This window comes from Scytonema sp. NUACC21, from assembly GCF_054684315.1.
The window spans coordinates 1-19,999 of sequence record NZ_BAAFZH010000023.1; the positions used below are offsets into that span (position 1 = coordinate 1).

12 protein-coding genes, 1 tRNA gene and 5 pseudogenes are annotated in these 19,999 nt (G+C 43.1%); 9 read left to right on the top strand and 9 right to left on the bottom strand.

Annotated features, from left to right (window positions below):
- A partial coding sequence (locus ACYRY3_RS01640; protein WP_460200069.1) for a KamA family radical SAM protein occupies window positions 1-1,230 on the top strand: 1,230 nt, incomplete at its 5' end.
- Window positions 1,231-1,366: 136 nt separating this feature from the next.
- A pseudogene (locus tag ACYRY3_RS01645) lies at window positions 1,367-1,768 on the top strand (EamA family transporter); the annotation flags it as partial.
- Window positions 1,769-1,845: 77 nt separating this feature from the next.
- Here the strand turns inward: ACYRY3_RS01645 and ACYRY3_RS01650 are convergent.
- Window positions 1,846-2,769: a nucleoside hydrolase gene (locus ACYRY3_RS01650; protein ID WP_460200070.1), complete on the bottom strand. Its 924-nt coding sequence runs from the start codon at window positions 2,767-2,769 to the stop codon at window positions 1,846-1,848.
- Between the two features lie 149 nt (window positions 2,770-2,918).
- On the bottom strand, window positions 2,919-3,962 hold the full coding sequence (locus ACYRY3_RS01655) for a bifunctional metallophosphatase/5'-nucleotidase (RefSeq protein WP_460200071.1): 1,044 nt from the start codon (window positions 3,960-3,962) through the stop codon (window positions 2,919-2,921).
- A 462-nt stretch (window positions 3,963-4,424) separates the two neighbouring features.
- Here ACYRY3_RS01655 and ACYRY3_RS01660 point away from each other — a divergent pair, with 462 nt between their 5' ends.
- On the top strand, window positions 4,425-5,426 hold the full coding sequence (locus ACYRY3_RS01660) for an ABC transporter substrate-binding protein (protein WP_460200072.1): 1,002 nt from the start codon (window positions 4,425-4,427) through the stop codon (window positions 5,424-5,426).
- A gap of 496 nt (window positions 5,427-5,922) precedes the next feature.
- On the opposite strand, the pseudogene ACYRY3_RS01665 reads toward ACYRY3_RS01660, so the two are convergent.
- From ACYRY3_RS01665 to ACYRY3_RS01675, 3 genes and pseudogenes are all read right to left on the bottom strand, one after another.
- Window positions 5,923-6,603: pseudogene (locus tag ACYRY3_RS01665) on the bottom strand (ketose-bisphosphate aldolase); the annotation flags it as partial.
- A gap of 237 nt (window positions 6,604-6,840) precedes the next feature.
- Window positions 6,841-6,912, bottom strand: a tRNA-Lys gene (locus ACYRY3_RS01670).
- 57 nt (window positions 6,913-6,969) lie between these two features.
- Entirely contained in the window at window positions 6,970-7,806 is an 837-nt protein-coding gene (locus ACYRY3_RS01675; protein WP_460200073.1) for an aldose epimerase family protein, read from the bottom strand.
- Between the two features lie 93 nt (window positions 7,807-7,899).
- Here ACYRY3_RS01675 and ACYRY3_RS01680 point away from each other — a divergent pair.
- The 4 genes and pseudogenes from ACYRY3_RS01680 to argS all read left to right on the top strand — a co-directional run.
- Window positions 7,900-9,063, top strand: a pseudogene (locus tag ACYRY3_RS01680) (catalase); the annotation flags it as partial.
- 342 nt (window positions 9,064-9,405) lie between these two features.
- The gene (locus ACYRY3_RS01685; protein WP_460200074.1) at window positions 9,406-9,933 is read left to right on the top strand and encodes a class I SAM-dependent methyltransferase; all 528 of its coding nucleotides are present in this window, start codon (window positions 9,406-9,408) and stop codon (window positions 9,931-9,933) included.
- Window positions 9,885-11,780, top strand: coding sequence for an SDR family NAD(P)-dependent oxidoreductase (locus ACYRY3_RS01690; RefSeq protein WP_460200075.1), 1,896 nt, complete (start codon window positions 9,885-9,887; stop codon window positions 11,778-11,780). The genes ACYRY3_RS01685 and ACYRY3_RS01690 overlap by 49 nt, the downstream gene beginning before the upstream one ends.
- 247 nt (window positions 11,781-12,027) lie before the next feature.
- Window positions 12,028-13,800, top strand: coding sequence for an arginine--tRNA ligase (argS, locus tag ACYRY3_RS01695; RefSeq protein ID WP_460200076.1), 1,773 nt, complete (start codon window positions 12,028-12,030; stop codon window positions 13,798-13,800).
- Window positions 13,801-13,895: 95 nt separating this feature from the next.
- On the opposite strand, the pseudogene ACYRY3_RS01700 reads toward argS, so the two are convergent.
- The 3 genes and pseudogenes from ACYRY3_RS01700 to ACYRY3_RS01710 form a co-directional block, all read right to left on the bottom strand.
- A pseudogene (locus ACYRY3_RS01700) lies at window positions 13,896-15,527 on the bottom strand (hypothetical protein); the annotation flags it as partial.
- The gene (locus tag ACYRY3_RS01705; protein WP_460200078.1) at window positions 15,475-15,852 is read right to left on the bottom strand and encodes a hypothetical protein; all 378 of its coding nucleotides are present in this window, start codon (window positions 15,850-15,852) and stop codon (window positions 15,475-15,477) included. The gene ACYRY3_RS01705 and the pseudogene ACYRY3_RS01700, both read right to left, overlap by 53 nt.
- Before the next feature lie 15 nt (window positions 15,853-15,867).
- Window positions 15,868-16,125, bottom strand: coding sequence for a hypothetical protein (locus ACYRY3_RS01710; protein WP_460200081.1), 258 nt, complete (start codon window positions 16,123-16,125; stop codon window positions 15,868-15,870).
- A 561-nt stretch (window positions 16,126-16,686) separates the two neighbouring features.
- Between ACYRY3_RS01710 and ACYRY3_RS01715 the strand changes: the two genes are divergently transcribed.
- The gene (locus ACYRY3_RS01715) at window positions 16,687-17,466 is read left to right on the top strand and encodes a hypothetical protein (protein WP_460200079.1); all 780 of its coding nucleotides are present in this window, start codon (window positions 16,687-16,689) and stop codon (window positions 17,464-17,466) included.
- On the opposite strand, the pseudogene ACYRY3_RS01720 reads toward ACYRY3_RS01715, so the two are convergent.
- Window positions 17,463-17,969 (bottom strand): annotated as a pseudogene (locus ACYRY3_RS01720) (pyridoxal-phosphate dependent enzyme); the annotation flags it as partial. The gene ACYRY3_RS01715 and the pseudogene ACYRY3_RS01720 sit on opposite strands and share 4 nt — an antisense overlap.
- Before the next feature lie 26 nt (window positions 17,970-17,995).
- Here ACYRY3_RS01720 and ACYRY3_RS01725 point away from each other — a divergent pair.
- Window positions 17,996-19,999 (top strand): acyltransferase domain-containing protein (locus ACYRY3_RS01725; RefSeq protein ID WP_460200080.1); only part of this gene is annotated, 2,004 nt, incomplete at its 3' end.

The following is a 19,999-nucleotide window of genomic DNA, read 5'->3' on the forward strand; positions in this document are numbered from 1 at the left end:
TGGCAGATAAAAAATTCTATTTCCGATTTGATAAAGCTCGTCGAGACAATCAAAGGTGTCGTTAGCGACGATTTTATTGAAACTATTGGGCTGGGATTTCATTTGGCCCCAATGAATGTTCGTGTCACTCCCTATTTGCTGAGTTTGATTGACTGGAATGACCCGTGGAACGATCCAATTCGCAAACAGTTTATACCTGTGAGCAACCAACTGATGGAAGACCACCCGATGCTGACACTTGACTCCCTCCATGAGCAGAAAGATTCTCCAGTATCAGGTCTGACACACCGCTATATAGACAAAGCACTTTTTTTGACAGTAAATTCATGCCCGGTTTACTGTCGTTTCTGCACGCGCAGGTATGCTATTGGCGCGGACACTGAAACTGTTAAAAAAGTGAATCTGTCCCTCTATTCGAAACATTGGGAAAATGCGTTTCAATACATTGAGTCCCGTCCAGAACTAGAAGATATAGTCATTAGCGGTGGTGACACCTATAACTTATCTGCCGAAGCTCTTAAGAAAATCGGTTTTCGGCTACTTCAGATGCCCAATATTCAACGCATTCGCTTTGCAACCAAAGGGCTTGCCGTCATGCCAATGAAAATTCTTAGCGATGAGAAGTGGGTAGATGCAATCACGGAAATAGTCCTTTTAGGACGTAAACTACACAAACAAGTAGCTATCCACACGCACTTCAATAACGCTCAAGAAATCACAATGATATCCAAACTTGCTATGGATAAGTTGTTTGAGCGTGGTATAAATGTACGTAACCAGTCGGTACTGCTGCGTGGTGTCAATGACACATCTGAAAAAATGCAGCTTCTTGTTAAACGACTGAGTTATATTAACGTCCAGCCTTATTATGTCTTCCAACACGACATGGTCAAAGGTGTCGAAGATCTTCGCACTTGCGTTCAAACTGCTATCGAAATTGAAAAGGATGTGCGTGGTGTGACTGCGGGCTTCAACACGCCAACGTTTGTCTTAGACGCCCCTTGTGGTGGCGGCAAGCGTTGCATTCATTCCTACGAATACTACAACCGCGAGACGGGCGTGAGTGTGTACACAGCACCATCGGTCAAGCCAGGTCAATACTTCATGTATTTCGATCCCTTCCACAGCCTATCAGAAGAAATTCGTCAGGCATGGAAAGACCAAAAGAAACGACAACAAATGTGCTTAGATGCAATATACCATAGCGGTATGGCAGTGTGCTCTTTATAGCCTAAGAAGTAAGGGATTTCTATAGGTCGATTCGTCATTCCTACCCGCTTCGCTTGGGCTTAGTAGAGCTTGTCATTGATTGAGGAGTATGTCAGTGATTGCTTCAGGAGAGCGTTTGTATTAGTATGAGAGGTTTATGATAAAATTAGTTCCAGCAACTCACGGACACACTCTGGGTGTTGTGTTGATTGTTTTTACAGCTTTAATTTTGGGAACTATTCCTGCAGCAATCAAGGAGGCGATCGCTAGTCTTTCGCCAACTACGCAATTTGCAGTTCGCTTCCTCATTGGGGCAATAGTTCTCACCCCATTTGTTCGTAACCTGAGTGTCAAGTTAGTACGTGACGGAGCCATTCTCGGAGTATTACTTTTTACAATCTTTGCTACTGCCACGATTGGATTGGAAACTGTCAGTGCAAACCGGGCTTCATTTATCTTTGGTCTTAACATGGTGTTTGTCACCCTGTTTGAGCTACTGTTTCGCAAGCGCTTATCCGTTAGGGCAGTACTAGCAGTGATACTTGCTTTTACCGGAATTGGGGTAATGTCTTGGCAAAGTGGGGAACCTCTTATCGGGGACTTTTGGTTGTTGGCTTCTGCCTTCAACGATGCCGTTTATATTATTGTGCTTGAAATGTTTTCGTCAGAGCACCAACCCATACCATTGGCTACAATCCAGATTTGGGTTGTAGCAGTGCTAGGCATATTGTGGGCTGGTTTCGGAGTGACTGAACACCCGTAAAAGCCTTCATTATCTCGATAGAAAGCCATATAAATTTCAGTACAATCGGCAATAAACTGGGTGAGTTTTGAAGGACGGCGCTGTAAATTATCTTCAACCACTTGGCGGGGTAAAGGGGCTTTCATCGCTACATCCAAACCCACTAAAGTGAGGGGAATTCCAGATTCCATTACGATTTGAGCCGCATCAGGATCTACAAAAAAATTGAATTCAGCCGCAGCCGTAATATTTCCAGGTACGGTAACAGCTCCGCCCATGATGATAATTCGCCCTATTTTGTTTATTGTGGCAGCATCTTTTTGAATTGCTGTAGCTAAATTCGTTAGTGGTCCTAAAGCCACAATATTCAGACTGTCGCCGTAGTCTTGGGCTGTCTTGAGAATGACATCAATAGCATTCTCTGTAGATGGTTCAATCGTGAGTTTGGGATAGCGGGGTGTGCCGTCAGCTTCTTTAAATCGATTTAATTCACCAAGCCCATCTGCGCCATGAATGCCTGCGGCATTAAACGGCTGTTTAACTAGTGGTTTTTCACAGCCTTTAGCAACAATAGGTAGGGTATTGGGTTGGACAATACTTAGAACCCGCAATACATTATTAGCTGCTTGGTCTATATGGATATTACCAGCTACAACGGTAATTGCTTTCAAATCTAATTTCGGTGAGTTCAATGCCATAATCAGCGCCAAGGCATCATCAACACCTCCGTCTGTATCTACAAGCATTGGCATAGGTTCGTTTTGAAGCATCGTCACGCTGGTTGCTCCTCTTGTTGAAGGAATGGTAACAGAACTCATTTTTTACCACAAAGAAGTCAGCAGTCAGAATCCAAAATTCTTGGAAAATTAAGCGTGCTCATACTACTTGATGTTCCCGTTAATTATTAAGCTTGGATATCAAAGCCTTCTGAATTCTTAATTCTGGATTCTGAATATTTATTCAAATGCTATGATTGATATATCAATCTTCCTTCAATATAGCTGTTAATATTTTGATGATGTCCAAAAAATTCTTCGAGGATATCCTGGCAGGATGTTGAGATGACCTTTGAGTTACCTAATTCTTCATGTGTTATACCTAAATTTGGCTCGGAATTTTGGTAACGATAGCCATCAATACATATAGTGTATAGACTATCCTCTTGTATGGATTGTCCATTAATGTTTAAAGATTCAACCCTTTTTTGGGTATTATTGTAAACTGCTCTAACCCCTTTATTTACTTGGAAATACTCACTTCCACCCAATCTTTGCTCTGCAGGTCTCATAATATGTGTAAATATCTTTGTGAGATTTACCCCGCTCACTGTAAATTTATAAAGAGTATCGTTGTAAGGGTAAACCCTTTTGAGATCGCTCAATGTCATTAGAGGTCCTAATTCCGTTCCGCGTATTGCACCACTCGCTACAAAAACTACATCTAACTTATCTTGTTCGGCAAAAATATCGGCAATTAAGTTACCCAACTCTGTTTCCTCTTCACGCTTGGGATGGGTTAACTTCCGTGCTAATCGTCCAACCAATCGATTATACTTGCGGTCAACTTCTTCTTTGAAAGTAGCAATCAGCTTGTCGATATTGGGATCGGGTTGTGCTAACTTGTTATCCACAGGCAGAAGTTGCCACTTCCATTCCACAATGCTGTTAGTATCGTCATCCACTATAATATCGAAACGCCCAATCTGGTCTGTGCCAACTCCAGCCTGTGCAATCAGAATATTGTTGACTTTTGCAGGTTGTTCTAAAAATGTATGGGAGTGTCCTCCAAGTATCATATCCACACCCCATTCTGGCTTTAGCATTTCTGCTAATTTTTTGTCCTCTTCAAAACCGATATGCGTTAGAAGAATTGTTAGGTCAATATCCTCATTTTTGTAGGCATTACAAATCTTACCAACTTCTAATGCTGCATCTTCAAGGTTTATAAAAGTACCAATACTGCGATCGCGTTTTAATGTCCTCAGAGCTTCTCCCTTGAAGTCGTTTACCATCTTTAATATATCGGATTTTTGATTATATTCATTGCCATTTTGGCATTTTTTTGATTTATTATAAGATTGTTAAAATCATAATATAAATTAACAGAATAAATAGGATTTTTGTGTTTTTAAAAATTATTAAATTCCTATATTAATCAATGCAATTCAAGTGATCTTTGATAAGAAACTAAGTAGATCGGTATGAAAAAATATAACTGGGAATGGTCGTCCTTAGCCATTGGTTATTCGTCATTAGTAAGGCTTTCTGAAATATTTACATTTTGTAATATAGTTCTGTTTATTCCCACCTACTTAGAAACTTAGTTTTTGCAGAAACCCAGTACAAAAACTGATAAGGAACCCTTATAGGTTTTTCCCTGCACAATTGGTTGTAACCATTTTGACTGTTAAAAATAGTCTTTGTTTCGAGATAACCTCTAAGTAAGATCGGACACTATAAGATTAGGAGAACTGATGAAGAATCAAACCTGTTTTGGATGCTCAGGTGTCCGAGTCTATGTATCAAGATTTCTGGTATTTAGCGCCTGGGTTGCGGTTACCTGCGCGGTTTTCTCGCAGTCCGGCTGTATGCGCGAGAAAACGAAAAAGATTGTCGGATTTTCGCAGACGGAGAACATCGGTCCGTGGCGCATCGCCGAAACGAATAGCATTAAGAAGGAAGCCGCCAAGCGTAAGGACACTTACGATTTCCTGATGACCGATGCCCAAGGGCAGACGTCGAAGCAGTTCGCCGATATTGAGGATTTGATTGCACGGCAAGTTGACGTCATATTCCTCGCGCCACGGGAGTATGAGGGTCTCACTCCCGCTCTGGAAGCGGCGAGAGCGGCAAAAATACCGGTGTTTCTTATTGACCGTGAAGCTGCGGGAAAACCGGGGGAGCACTTCGTCAGCTTTCTCGGGTCAGATTTCATCGCCCAAGGTCGCCGCGTTGGTGAATGGCTTGCCCAGGCGACCAACGGCAAGGCGTCAATCGTGGAGCTTACCGGAACGGCGGGCTCGTCGGTTGCAATCGACCGGGCTAAGGGGTTTCGCGACGCCATCGCTAGTTATCCCAACATGAAGATAGCCGCCACGCAGACAGCGGATTTTTCGCGGGCTGCGGCCCAGCGCGTCATGGAAAACATCATCCAAGCCAAGGGCTCCGACATCACCGTAGTGTATGCTCACAACGATGAAATGGCATTGGGTGCCATCCAGGCTCTCAAGTCCGCAGGCATGAAACCGGGTAAGGATGTCATGGTTGTTTCAATCGACGGTCAGAAAGCCGCCCTTGAGGCAATTATCCGTGGTGAGCTTGGGGTGAGTGTCGAATCAAACCCGCGTTTTGGCCCACTTGTTTTCGCCACGATGGAGAAGTATTTTGCTGGTGAGAAAATTCCTCCTAGGATCGTTCTCAAGGACAGACTCTTCGACAAAAGCAATGCTAAGGATTTCGTGCATGAAGCATACTAGTACAAAAAGGCTGTTCGCGTAGCGTCTCCTTTGGAGAAGTATGAAGGCATTTGGATGAAAGTAACAGCTTTATACTATAAGCTTTATGGCAATTTGCAATCGCAGCCTTATTTTCGCGCCCTGTATACTAGGTGGTTCGCGATAGGAAGTACTGCTATCGGCTCGAAGATTATTAATTATCATGAACCGCAAAGTCGTGTATACTCCTGCCGATATAGCCTACGGCATCGCAAAGCCTCGTGAAGCAAGGTAGGCATAGATATGTACTCCGAAGGAGTTGCTTGAAGCTAGAAAGAGGTAAAGTAGTCATGCCCGAACAACCTCGCCTACCCTGTAAAGCTAGGGGTATGGGTATCTTGCGGAAAAGAAAAATGAATCAGGCGGCTCGAACTGTCCTGCGGATGACGGACATAAAGAAAAGTTTTTCTGGGGTGCTAGCGCTCCGAAGCGTCGATTTTGAACTGAAGGCTGGCGAGATCCATGCGCTGGTCGGCTGGGTGTTGGGCAAACGACGGTGAATTTCTTCAATGCGGCTGATTGCTAAAATTTCCCCAGTTGGCTTGCGGGTAAACTTGTACGCACCGTGGCTGGTACCGATAGCAACTGCCAAAGCGTCTACTTGGGTTTGCTCGACGAACTCAACTGCTTGGTCTGGGTCGGTCAGCAACTGGTCGTGGGATAGCTTACCTTCAGCACCGTGTCCGTCTTCTTTATCGCCCATACCAGTTTCCAGAGAACCCAAGCAGCCGAGTTCACCTTCAACGCTAACGCCAATAGAGTGAGCAACTTGAACCACTTCACGAGTGACGTTCACGTTGTACTCGAAGCTCGCAGGAGTTTTAGCATCGGCTTCCAGCGAACCGTCCATCATGACGCTGGTAAAACCTTGACGAACAGCAGAGTAGCAGGTTGCAGGGCTGTTGCCATGATCTTGGTGCATGGCAATGGGAATATGGGGATAGGTTTCCACCGCTGCCAAAATAAGGTGACGCAGGAAGTTTTCACCAGCATACTTACGAGCGCCACGAGAAGCTTGTAATATTACGGGGCTATCTGTCTCATGAGCAGCCTGCATAATAGCTTGGATCTGCTCCATATTGTTTACGTTAAAAGCAGGAATGCCGTAGTCGTTCTCAGCCGCGTGATCCAACAGCAGCCGCATTGGCACGAGAGCCATAGATAGTCCTCCTAATTGTCGTTGTCAGCTAGTGGGTGAGACAAGCGTAGTGGTTACGCTATTTTTAATAGTATTTTAAGCTTATAGGAAATTATAACTACTGTTGTATCTTTATGTTGAAAAACTTTAAGACAAATAGTTAATCTTAAACATTTTTGTCCTTTTTCGTTAAGAATCTTTAAAAGTACATACTACAAAACGCGGCATACCGCGTTTCAACTGTGGCTTATTTTTTTATGGGTCGCCCGGGATTCGAACCCGGAACTAATCGGTTAAAAGCCGAGTACTCTACCGTTGAGTTAGCGACCCTCTCGTTCTCTCGACTATGCCATCATAGCATAGACGAATATAGATTTGTAAAGGGGTCTAGAGAAAATTCACTGTGAGCCGCACGAATGCGTCATGGCTGGCTTTTGGTTCCAGCACCGTCAGGCTTTCACCCGTGTTTAGAGCATTGCGAGGAGCGCTCCAAGGTTCCAGACAGTAGAAATTCTTCCCTTTAACAGTCCAGAACACTAAAGTGGAAAATATGTTGCTATATTCCATCTCCAATTTTAACTTACGGCTGTTATCTATAACAGCTGCTGAATTTTTGCTTGGCTGCTTAAAGGCAACATCAATGACATCAATGTTGTAGTCAAAGCCACCATGAAATGGGTGAATTTCCTTGGTGATTTGGTCTTGATACTCGGTAGCAGGGATTTCAAACTCTAACTGAGTTTTGTCAGTTGTAAGAAAGTAAGGATGGAACCCGGTAGAAAAAGGCATTGCTTCCGAGGAAAGATTTGTATATCGCTGCCCAATTTCTAAAGTATTGCCTTGGAGTTCATAGGTAAAGACCAGTTTGAAGTCAAAAGGATAAACAGCGCGTGTTTGTTCGTTGCTGCTTAGGGCTATGGTCAGATTAGCTTTTTCTTGAGAACTCTCGTCTCCTATCACTTCCCAAGCTAGGTCACGGGCGAAACCGTGTTGTTTCAAAATATACCGCTTGCCGTTATAGATATAAGCGTTATCAGGGAGGTTGCCGCAAATGGGAAATAAAATCGGAATACCGCCCCGCACACTTAATTCAGGATTAGCAAAGCGTTCCTCATCCAAGTAGAGAATTTCTTGACCTTGTAAGCGCCAACTCGTAACAATCCCACCTCGTTCTGGCACTACCTCCAAGCGGGATTGGTTTGTTTGTATGTATCGTTTACTCATAAGATGTGTTAAGGGTTAGTGGTTAAGGGTTAGTGGTTAGTGGTTAGGGGTTAGACTACTAACTACTAACCACCAACTACTAACTACTAAGAATTTACTGTGAAATTCTATACCGAAGAAGGCAACTGGGATGTGGCTGGCAACAATACGCCGGTCTTCTTTATCCGCGACCCACTCAAGTTTCCAGATTTCATCCATACACAAAAGCGCAATCCCCAAACGAATTGCAAAGATGCCAACGCCATGTGGGATTATTGGTCACTTAGCCCAGAGGCGCTGCATCAGATCACAATTCTGTTTTCCGATCGCGGAACTCCCAAAACCTATCGCCACATGAACGGCTATGGTAGCCATACCTTCAGCCTGATTAATGCCCAAGGAGAACGGGTATGGTGTAAGTTTCACTTCAAAACCATTCAGGGGATTGAAAACTTTACTGCACAAGAGGCGATGCGGGTCAAGGGAGAAGACTCAGACCATGCAACCCGTGACTTGTTTGAAGCTATTAAGCGTGGAGACTATCCGAAGTGGCGAGTCTGCATCCAGGTGATGACAGAGGAACAGGCAGTACGCCATCGGGATAATCCTTTTGACCTGACAAAGGTTTGGAAGCATTCAGAATATCCTTTGATTGACGTGGGGATTCTCGAACTCAACCGCAATCCACAAAACTACTTTGCGGAAGTAGAACAGGCGGCGTTTTCTCCTTCTAACGTTGTTCCTGGCATCAGTTTCTCTCCAGATAAGGTATTGCAAGCCCGCATCATGTCCTATTCCGATGCTCACCGTTACCGTCTTGGTGCCAACTATCAGCAATTACCCGTGAATCAACCGAAGTGCCCGGTGATGCACTACCAGAGGGATGGTGCGATGGCATTGGGCAATAATGGCGGCAATGCACCCAACTACGAACCTAACAGCTATGAAGATACGCCCAAGCAGAATTGTGCTTATGCAGAGCCTGCTTTGGACTTGGGCAATGTCAAAGCCGACCGCTACGACCACCGTGCGGGAAATGACGATTACACCCAAGCCGGAGATCTTTATCGGCTGATGAGTCCCGACCAACAGGAACGTCTCATCCAAAATATTGTGGGCAGTTTGAGTCAAGCACGAAGTGATATTCAGATGCGCCAACTGTGCCATTTCTTCCGTGCAGATGTGAATTACGGTCGTCGTGTGGCAGAAGGATTGGGGATCGCGATCGATTTATCTCAGATTCCAACTTCTGGTCAACCTGTCGGTGCAAGAGAATAAGTTAAAATAGGATGGCATCAATAAAGTTAACTCATGAGGGTCGTCCTTAGTACGAGTGTCATTCGTCATTAGTAAGGATTTCGGGTCGATTCACATTTCGTAACCAGTTCTATTTATTTCTGTCCACCTACTTATAGGTAGCATTTTTCAGGTTAATGAAGTACATCGGTAGGGGCATAAGTCCTGCAGACAGGCTGTCCCACTACCGCCAACAGCACTCAACACTCTTAAATAATGCTTGAGATTTGGTATTTTCCGGTTATACGTGGGAATACTTATTTTATGTGAATCTCAGTAGATTTACCTGGCTCGGTAAGTTCAAATATCAAAGTAGAGTGCTACATGAACAAAGTAACTGTAACAGAAATTGCATCTAACTTATTCCCAAAGGGAGATTACGTGTCGCCTGGATTTTCCACCGTTCAGCCAGATTCATGTTTTCCTAATATGATTTTAGGGAATAAATATGATTCTTCTTGGCTTTACCTGCGACGGGATGTTCCTCATAACTTTTATGTGGACCGACGACTGTCTCATGTTGGATTCGTCAGCCGAGATGAAGCTCATATTCTCTACAACACAGCCTTAAAATTTCAAGGTAAAAAAGCTTTAGAAGTAGGTTGTTGGATGGGTTGGTCTGCTTGTCATTTGGCTTTAGGAGGAGTAGAGCTAGATGTCATCGATCCCATGTTATCCGAAGAATTATTTCATGAAAGTGTTACAGAGTCATTGAAACGGTCGGGTATACGGGAATCGGTGAATCTCATACCAGGATACAGCCCTCAAACAGTAGAAGAAATAGCTAATAAATTGCAACGGAAATGGTCATTGATTCTTTACCTCCAGTACAACTCAAATATCAAGAATTAGCAACTCAAAAATCTAGCATTTTGGTGTTTGTTGATGATTGTGGCTTGAGTATCAAATTAGTAAACAAATTAGAAAAACAAAACCAGAATATTATTACCGTAACAATTGGTGAACAATTTACCAAACTGAGCGACTATCAATATACTATAAATCCTCAAAATCACCGTGATTACGATGTCCTCATCAACGAACTTGAAAGACAAAATAAGTTACCAAAAACGATTATTCATTTGTGGAGCGTTACACATTGTCGTGAACAAAAATTAGAAATTGAAGAAGTTGAAAAAGCCCAAATAACAGGATTTTACAGCCTGCTATATCTTGCACAAGTATTAGGAAGACAAGAAACAACTGATAATTTTGAAATCACTGTTATTTCTAACAACTTACAACCAGTAACGGCAAATGAAGTACTTTGTCCGGAGAAAGCTACTCTGCTCGGACCAATTAAAGTGATTTCCCAAGAATATTTAAATATAAATTGTCGTAGTATTGATGTTATACTTCCAGAAAACGGAAGTTGGCAAGAAGAACAACTTGTAGAACAATTGCTGGCGGAACTGAAAGTTCTTGATTCTGAAAAACTCATTGCTTATCGAGGTTTGAATCGTTGGGTACAAGCTTTTGAGCCTGTGCGCTTTGAGAAAATCAAAATCGAAAAGCCTCGACTACGAGAAAAGGGAGTCTATTTAATTACAGGTGGACTCGGAGGTATCGGACTTACTTTGGCAGAATACTTGGCTCAAACTGTACAAGCAAAGCTGCTGTTGGTGGGACGTTCCGCTTTCCCAAAAAAAGACGAGTGGGAACAATGGCTCGCCGCTCATGATGAGAGCGATCGCACTAGCCGCAAGATTCGTAAAGTTCGGGAACTTGAGCAGTTGGGTGCATCCGTTTTGGTGGTAAGCGCTGATGTGAGCAACATAGAACAAATGCAAAATGTCATTGCTCAGGCTCAACAGCAATTCGGTCAACTTAATGGTGCGATCCATGCTGCTGGCGTTCCTAGTGGTGGTGTCATTCAGCGAAAAACCCAACAAGAAGCAGAAAGTATTCTGGCTCCGAAAGTAAAGGGGACAGTAGTTCTTGATACAATTATCAAAGATATTCAGTTAGATTTCTTTATCCTAGTATCATCTAAGAATTCAATTCTAGGGGGATTTGGGCAAGTAGATTATTGTGGAGCAAATGCTTTTCTTGATGCGTTTGCTCACTGTAATGCTTCAAAATGTGGCAGATTGACTACAAGTATAAACTGGGATGCTTGGCAAGAAGTTGGGATGGCGGTAAACACAGGGGTACCCCAACAACTTCAAGAATTGCGAGCAGAAAATCTTCAACAAGGTATATTACCTCATGAGGGTGTAGATGCTTTTCTACGTACTTTAGGAAGTAGAATGCCTCAAGTTGTAGTATCCACCTCAGACTTTTTGAATGCACTAAAACAGCACAATTACAACGAAATACAAGTTCTAGAATTTTTAGAGACTGTAAATCAATCCAACTCAAAACATCCGCGACCTCAACTCAGCAATGATTATATTGCTCCTCGAAATAAAATTGAGCAAAAGCTAGTTGACATTTGGGAACAAATCCTTGGAATTGACAGGATAGGAATTCACGATAATTTCTTTGAACTTGGGGGAGATTCTCTCATAGGTATTCAACTTATTGCTAATTTAAATAAAAATTTGAATTGCAATATTTCTGTTGCTCAGCTTTATGAGTGTCCTAATATAAGCTCTATGTCAAAGATTTTTAAATCTGAAGAACCTCAGGAAAATACTTTTGAGCAAAGACTAAGTCGAGGACAAAGAAGACGACAGAAAAAAATGGAACATAAATAAGTAAGTCAGCATAAATCAACACAAATATGTTACAAAATGTAGATGCATTAAAAACCCTTACTAATGACCCTCCGGGTTCGCCAGTCCACTCTTGTTGGGAAACCCGCCTACTTTCTCTGGACTCACCGCATTAAATGTAAGAAAAATATTATATAAAATTATTTTCATACGAACTTTATATTCGTAAGCATTGGATTACAATTACTATTCTTTTTATGTGGTATATTTGCCATCAAAAAAATTACCAATGACGATTCAACAGCTTTTAACCGCTCCCATACAACAAGCCTTAGCGCTACATTTTGACGTTCAACTTGAAAAAATTGAATTTCAAGAAACGCGCAAAGAGTTTGAAGGAGACATTACCGTTGTTATTTTTCCTTTTTTAAAACACATCAAGGGAAATCCCGTTCAAATCGGTACGCTCTTGGGTGAGTATTTGGTAGCTCATACGCCTGAGGTAACCGCTTTTAATGTGGTTTCTGGTTTTTTGAATTTGTCGATTGCCGATACGTTTTATACCCAATCCTTTCAAGAAATACGGGAAGTCGCCACTTTTGGATTTTCTACCTCCAACGATGCTGAGGCCGTAATGGTCGAATATTCTTCTCCCAACACCAATAAACCCCTGCACCTCGGTCATATTCGCAATAATTTATTAGGTTATGCCGTGGCCGAAATTTTAAAGGCAGCGGGAAAAAAAGTATACAAAACCCAAATCATCAACGATCGCGGAATTCATATTTGTAAGTCCATGGTGGCTTGGAAAAAATTTGGAAACGGCGAGACACCCGAAACAACCGGTATCAAAGGCGATAAACTCGTTGGCAACTACTATGTTGCTTTCGACAAAGCCTATAAATCTGAAATTGAAAAGGCAGTAGCCCAAGGTGTTGCCGAAGAAGAGGCCAAAAAAATAGCACCTATCTTACGTGAGGCCCAAGAAATGCTACGTCAATGGGAAGCCGGCGATCCCGAAGTTGTGGCACTTTGGAATACCATGAATCAGTGGGTGTATGATGGTTTTAATACGACATATACCAATTTGGGCGTTGATTTTGACAGTTATTACTACGAAAGCAATACCTATTTACTCGGGAAAGAAGTAGTGCAATTAGGTTTGGACAAAGGCATCTTCGAACGCGATCCCGATGGCTCTGTTTGGATTGATTTGACCGCCGATGGCCTCGATCGTAAGATTGTTTTGCGCTCCGATGGTACTGCCGTTTATATGACACAAGATATTGGTACAGCTATTCAACGCGTCAAGGATTATCCCGATGTAAAAGGAATGGTCTATACCGTTGGAAATGAACAGGATTATCATTTCAAAGTGTTGTTCTTAATCCTCAAAAAACTAGGCTTCGCTTGGGCCGAACACTTGTATCATTTGTCGTATGGAATGGTGGAATTGCCATCTGGTAAAATGAAGTCCCGCGAAGGAACTGTAGTTGACGCCGATGATTTGATGCACGATATGACCCAAACTGCGGGTAAAATTGCTGCTGAATTGGGGAAACTTGACGGATATTCTGAAGCCGAAAAGCAAGAGTTGTACCGTATCATCGGACTAGGGGCTTTGAAGTATTATATTTTAAAAGTGGATCCCAAAAAGCAAATTCTATTCAATCCAGAAGAATCGGTTGATTTCAACGGCAATACGGGCCCGTTTATTCAGTACACCTACGCGCGAATTCAGTCGATTTTACGAAAAGCCGATTTTAACTATAATTACCCTGTTCTCGTTGACTTGCATCCCAAAGAAAAAGCTTTGTTGAAGCAGCTTTTCCAATTCCCCAATGTCATTCAAGATGCGGCCCGTAATCATAGTCCAGCGTTGGTGGCCAATTATGCTTACGAGTTGGTCAAAGAATATAATTCGTTCTATCAATCCGTATCTATTTTGGGAGAAGAGGCAGTAGACAAAAAAGTGTTTCGCGTACAACTCTCTGCCAAAGTTGCCGAAACAATTCAAAACGCCTTTCAACTACTCGGAATTCAGGTTCCTGAACGTATGTAAAAACAGAAATCCGATTCATATCGGATTTTTTTATAGCGAATAGCGCACAAAAACATTAACCGTTCGTGCCAAGGAAAAGGTATCAATTTGCTCCAAGGTTTGCGCATTGGTATTGATCCTGAAAAAATGTTATGAGCTAAAGCTTGGGTTAAAATACCCGATACCAACACCGATTTACCCGCACGAGTTGTTGCAAACAGCGCCAAATTTTTGTGCTGGTTAAACAAATCCAGATGAACGGGCGTTCCTCCTTCTTCGGCTATCAACTCAAAGCCTTTTTTGTCACCTGCTTTAGTCAGGGTTAAAGGCATTAATCCCTGAACTTCACTTGTTAAATAAAGCTGGCGACGGTTGAAAGGTTTTGCTAACAATCCCTCCCAGACTATCGGTAGTGTTTGCAGCCAAATTTTCCAAGCATACTCTGTTTCCCGGACAACCTGTGCTGGACGTTGAAAACAGCTTTCAATATACTTTGTCGCTTCATCCAACTTCTCCAGAGTTGGGCGATGCACTAAAATAGCTACTGAAGTATAAATCGGCACTGCACCTTCATACAATTGCTCTTGCGCTGCTACCGATTTTCTCAGCTTTAATTGAGCGTTGACATCAATCGTTTTGCTTTTTTCTTGTGCCGACAACGCTGTTACGTTCGACTGCTTCAACACCCTTTGCAAAGTCGTTTTCACGAAAGCGGGATTAGCTGCACTCAACTGGCAAAAAATTTCAGTATCAACAACTGTTTCTCTTGCTAGCAGTTCCCATAAATAGCGCAATTGAGCACATTTATTTTGCCAACCACCGGGTTTTTCCAGAAATGACATCACGCCAACAAAATTGTTGTTAACATGAACCCACCGGCGATCGGCACATGGTACACTAGATTCCATTAATAATGTTGTACTGTGGAGATTGTCTACAAGCAATTTAGTACTAGCTAAGTCTGAATAAACTTGTTCGTGCAGTCCACCTTCATCTAGAACAAGCAATTGTGGTATATCTATTGGCTGCGTGTCGTTAAATCGTCTCCAAATTTCCCGCCAAAGTTCAACAGCAGTCAAAGGCTTGACACTCAAGCCCATTTGGTTGGAGAGAAGCTGTTCCCAGCGACGAAATCCTTCTTTGTAAGCATTGGCGATCGTGGCTTCAGTTTGCTCGTTTCTGACATCTACGAAATCACCTTTAAATTTCAACCACCACTGTTCGCCTCTTGCCAAAAGTTTCTCTATCCAATCATTAGTAGCTGTAGCGCTTGGTTCAACAGTGTACGTCACATACACCCGGAGAAACTTCGGTTTGCGGATACCAGCACGAGTCAGTTCTTTAATACGAGCCCGTTCTGCCATCAACAAATATTTTATATCTGGTGATGGGGCGCGTTGGATGAGGGAGGCAAGTTCTTGTTGTCGCTGTTTATCTGAACTAAAAGACCCCATATGAAAGGTCAGCCTTTCTTCTCCTGGGAGATCTTTTAAACCCACCTCGATATTATGACAAATTGTGTCGATTTGATCGCTGGTCAGGGTGGTATGAATGCCTTGGCACTCAAATCCAAAAACAAAGCAAAATCTATCTTTTTGAATGCCTTTTGTCAAAACATAAGCCCCAACATCTCGACCATCAAGCCCAACACGCAGCATTGTGGCTAAATGTAGAGCATCTTCAAAAGGTGTGAGTCTAGTTTCTCGACCCGCGATGCCTACGCTTTGTTTTCCTATTTTTTCTTTCATAATGGGATTCTAGAAAACTTTTATAACGGGCGGTGCCTCTTGTCCAGGTCGGAACACCTATAAACTTGCTCAAAAATCGCCAACTTCTACCCCCTGTTAATATCCACCAAGTCGCCATGCCCCACCCAGCAATTAAGATTGTCCACAACCATTTTTGCCATTCGTCTCGGAATGCACCTCCAAAAAAGCCGTTAACAATCATGTAGGAGAGAAGGGCAACGATCGTCCAAGGAAATATTTGGTCTGCAGGAATGGGTCCTAAGGATGGTTGACTTCCCAGGATTTGATTGACGGGTCGAAATTCTTTGTCTCGGTCATCAGCCATAACAAATTCTCAAATTTAGCCAATGATAAAAGATGTCAACACATCAGCAATGGTAACAGCAATAACCACTAACAGGGGTGTTCTGGCGACGACGTGTATATCTCTGTAGCGTACTGCTTCTGCCCTATCTATTGCATAGAGTTCGCGCTTCTTTGCCCGTCTCAACCCCTCCTTAATTTCTCGCATCTCCTCATCCAGACGCAACTGACTGGTTCTAAAGGGATTTGCTGACAGAAGCAAGATTTTTCGGGTTGAATTGGGATGACTGCTCATGAGAAATCCGAATTTCTATAGATTAACATTATACTGAGCAGAGTTTAAAACAAGATGAATTTATACATTGATAAGATTTATGTTTGATGTATACAAATGTTAAATTTCAGTTGGTTTGCTGAAGGTCAGTTAAGCCTTTTAACCTAATTCTTATTTAAAATACGGGCTGCCTCATTTTCTCTTTCCAAACTGATATCGCTCTTTCAGCATGATTAAGTTAATAAGAAAATAGCAGTACTCTGACAGGTACTTTATTGTAAAAAAACAGGACAAGAAAGCTAAAATTTTGTTTCTTTAAAGAAAAATAAATAACAAAAAAAATTTGAGAAAATAATTACAGCAGATTGCAACTAAGTGAGGTACAGGTTGTTGTAAGGGCGAACGCGAGTGCGTGCGGACGCTCGTAGGCATACGGCCGAGAGCCCTCCGGGCAGGAGCGAAGCTATCGCGTGACAAATATCGATAAGGTACTGATGGGTATCACCCATCATACAGTAACACAGTCGCTCGGGGTAAACTCTAGTGTCAACTAGCTGCGTATATAGCTTTGGAGGGCAGAATATGATTCTTCTCGATACACCCCAAGTTTCAGCGATCGCCGGAGAGAATGCGGTTCATATTTCTCGATTACCCAAGGTGTGGCAAGACATCGCCTCGGGAGAAGCGAGCTTTGGATTGGCAAACCCCCAGAGCTATGTTGAGATGGCGCAGCTGTTCCAGTACAAGTTAGAGCAGGGCGATGTTGACTTGTTCAACGAACGCCCCGAACTCGCTCACCTCAAACCAGCATTTATTGAGTTATTCGGACAGTTAGCAAGGGAAACCCTTGAGTTCTACGGAGAAGATTTTAAGGTTGAAAAATATCCGAATTTTGCAGAATTGGTTCGTGAATTTGAGTCAAAAGGGACGGAATGCGAGAATGAACTCAAGGTGGCTCGCATTGGATTAGAACTTTTTCAAGAGTTTGGTTACGACTTGCCTGCAAGCTTCTACCAAGTTCACCTAGCTCCTATTTTCAGAGATACTGTTTTTGAAGAACGCGCTTTGAGATTTGACCCTCGCGATCGCGAACACAAACGTGGATGGGATGCCGTGCTGCATGCAGGAAAAGTCTTTGCCGTGCAGATGAAAATACAAAGTATCGCCTCCAAATACGGTTTTACCTATCAACACGGATGCGGTTGCGAGTCCCACTTATCTTCTATTGACGAGGCACGGGGTGCATTTGACTATGATTTGAATCCCGAGAAACGTCACCGGTGGATTCGCAGTTTTATCTGGACAGCATGGTACGAATATGCTTTCTTCCCTATCGTACCCAACACCAGATACTTGGTTTAACTAGGTAAATTGCCCAGGAACATGGGGGTACTGAGGTAACGTTCCCCAAAGGAAGGCTGTATCATCACGATTAAACGACCTGTATTTTCCGGGCGCTTGGCAATCTGTATTGCCGCATACAAAGCTGCACCCGAAGAAATACCAGATAACAAACCTTCCTCCCTGGCCAATCTTCGCCCAAAAGCCATTGCTTGCTCATCACTCACTTTGATGACTTCATCTATCAAGTCTCTGCGGAGAACTTCTGGGATAAATCCCGCACCAATACCCTGGATTTTATGAGCGCCCGGTTCACCACCAGATAAGACGGGGCTGTTCTCTGGTTCGACTGCGATCGCTTTAAAACTCGGCTTCCGTTCCTTAATAACTTCAGCGATTCCAGTAATTGTTCCCCCAGTCCCAACACCTGCAATCATAAAATCCACCTCCCCATCTGTATCCGCCCAAATCTCCTCCGCCGTGGTTTGTTTGTGAATTTTGGGGTTAGCTGGGTTGCGGAACTGGGCTTGGGGGAACCAATGCCCATGTAATTCTCGAAGAAGCCCCGGTTGTCGAAGCTTCTAGCCCCTCTCGCCCTTGGCAGTTGTTGACGCTATCCGCCAAAACCAGTTCAGCATTAGAAACGGCTACAACAAACCTAGCTAATTATTTTCGAGAACATCCCGATTTAGACCTCGCCGATGCGGCTTACACATTGCTCTTTGGGCGAAGAGTTTTTGAGCATCGACGTGCAGTTGTCTGTCGGAATATTCAGGATGCTGTTAACGCACTTGTTGAGCCAAAGCGATTTCTCACCAGTACTTACAAAGGTCAGGAACGCCCCATTGCCTTCATGTTTTCTGGACTGGGAACTCATTACGTCAACATGGCTTTTGAGCTTTACCAAACTGAGCCAACATTTCGCACGTGTGTTGACCAATGCTGTTTGCTACTAAGACCTCACCTTGGTCTTGATTTACGAGATGTTTTATATCCCAAGAGAAATACTAAGGGTGTAAACCAGCAACAACAAAATACTTCCTCTGCTGGCTTCGACTTGCGAAAAATGTTAGGTCGGGAAACGGAACCAGCAGATGTAGCCACTCAAAAACTTAATCAAACTGTTTTTACCCAACCAGCTTTGTTCGTTATTGAATACGCTTTAGCTCAGTTATGGATATCGTGGGGAATTCGTCCGGTAGCAATGATTGGCTATAGCATTGGTGAATATGTAGCCGCGTGTTTAGCAGAGGTTTTATCTTTAGAAGACGCTTTAATTTTGGTAGCCAAAAGAGCGCAAATGATTCAAGAACTGCCAGAAGGGGTAATGCTGGCGATTGGGCTTTCCGAGGAAGAAATACAGCCCCTCCTGAATGAGAGACTTTCGTTGTCTGCAATCAATGGCTCATCGTTGGGTGTGATTGCGGGTTTCACAGATGCCGTCGAGGCATTGGAACGACAATTGAGTCAAAAGGGTATAGTTGGGAAGCGTTTGCAGAGTTTTCATGCTTTTCATTCTGTCATGATGGAGGCGATCGCTCCCACCTTACACCATTTAGTCAAAACATTCAGCCTCAAACCACCGAAAATTCCGTATTTATCCAACGTCACGGGAACTTGGATTACAGCAGACCAAGCAACAGATCCCAGTTATTGGGTGAAGCACCTGTGTCAAACAGTACGCTTTGCTTCGGGAGTGCAACAGTTATGGGAAAAAGACAATCCTATTTTACTGGAGGTTGGTCCCGGTCAGGCATTGAGTAGTTTTGCACTGCAGTGTATAGAAAGTGACGATAGGACAGCATCACTGATTTTGCCCTCCCTGCGGCATTCTTATGAGCAACAGTCAGATGTTGCATTTTTACTGAACACATTGGGTCGCCTTTGGCTTGCAGGGGTAAAAGTAGACTGGTCTGGTTTTTATGCTGCAGAGCAACGTCATCGCATCCCTCTACCAACGTATCCTTTTGAGCGCCAACGTTACTGGATTTCGGCAACCCCTGAAGCTGCCTTAACTACGTCCTTACAACAAACATTAGACAAAAAACCAAATATTGCCGACTGGTTTTATGTCCCCTCGTGGAAACGCTCTTCACACCTAACATCAAAATCAGAACAAAAGTTATGTTGCTTAGTCTTTATTGATACTATTGGAGTTGGTTCACAAGTTGCCAAACAGATGCAATCATGGGGGCATGATGTCATCACCGTAATGGTTGGAGAGCAGTTTAACAAGCTAAGTGAGGATTGTTACGCAATTCATCCACAAGCGAGCAGTGACTATGATACCTTGCTCAAAGAACTTGACTCATTAGATTTAAACCCAAATGCGATCGCCCATTTTTGGAGTCTCATCCCAAACCAGCAGGGAGAATCCCCTTATCAGTTCTTTAAAGAATGTCAGAATAATGGTTTTTATAGTTTGCTTTTCCTGGCGCAGGCGTTAGGAAAACAAGAAGTTACCGATGAACTCCAAATTCTGGTAGTGACCAACAATGTGCAGGAAGTGAACGGAGATGAAAAATTGTGCCCGGAAAAAGCACCTGTTATGGGA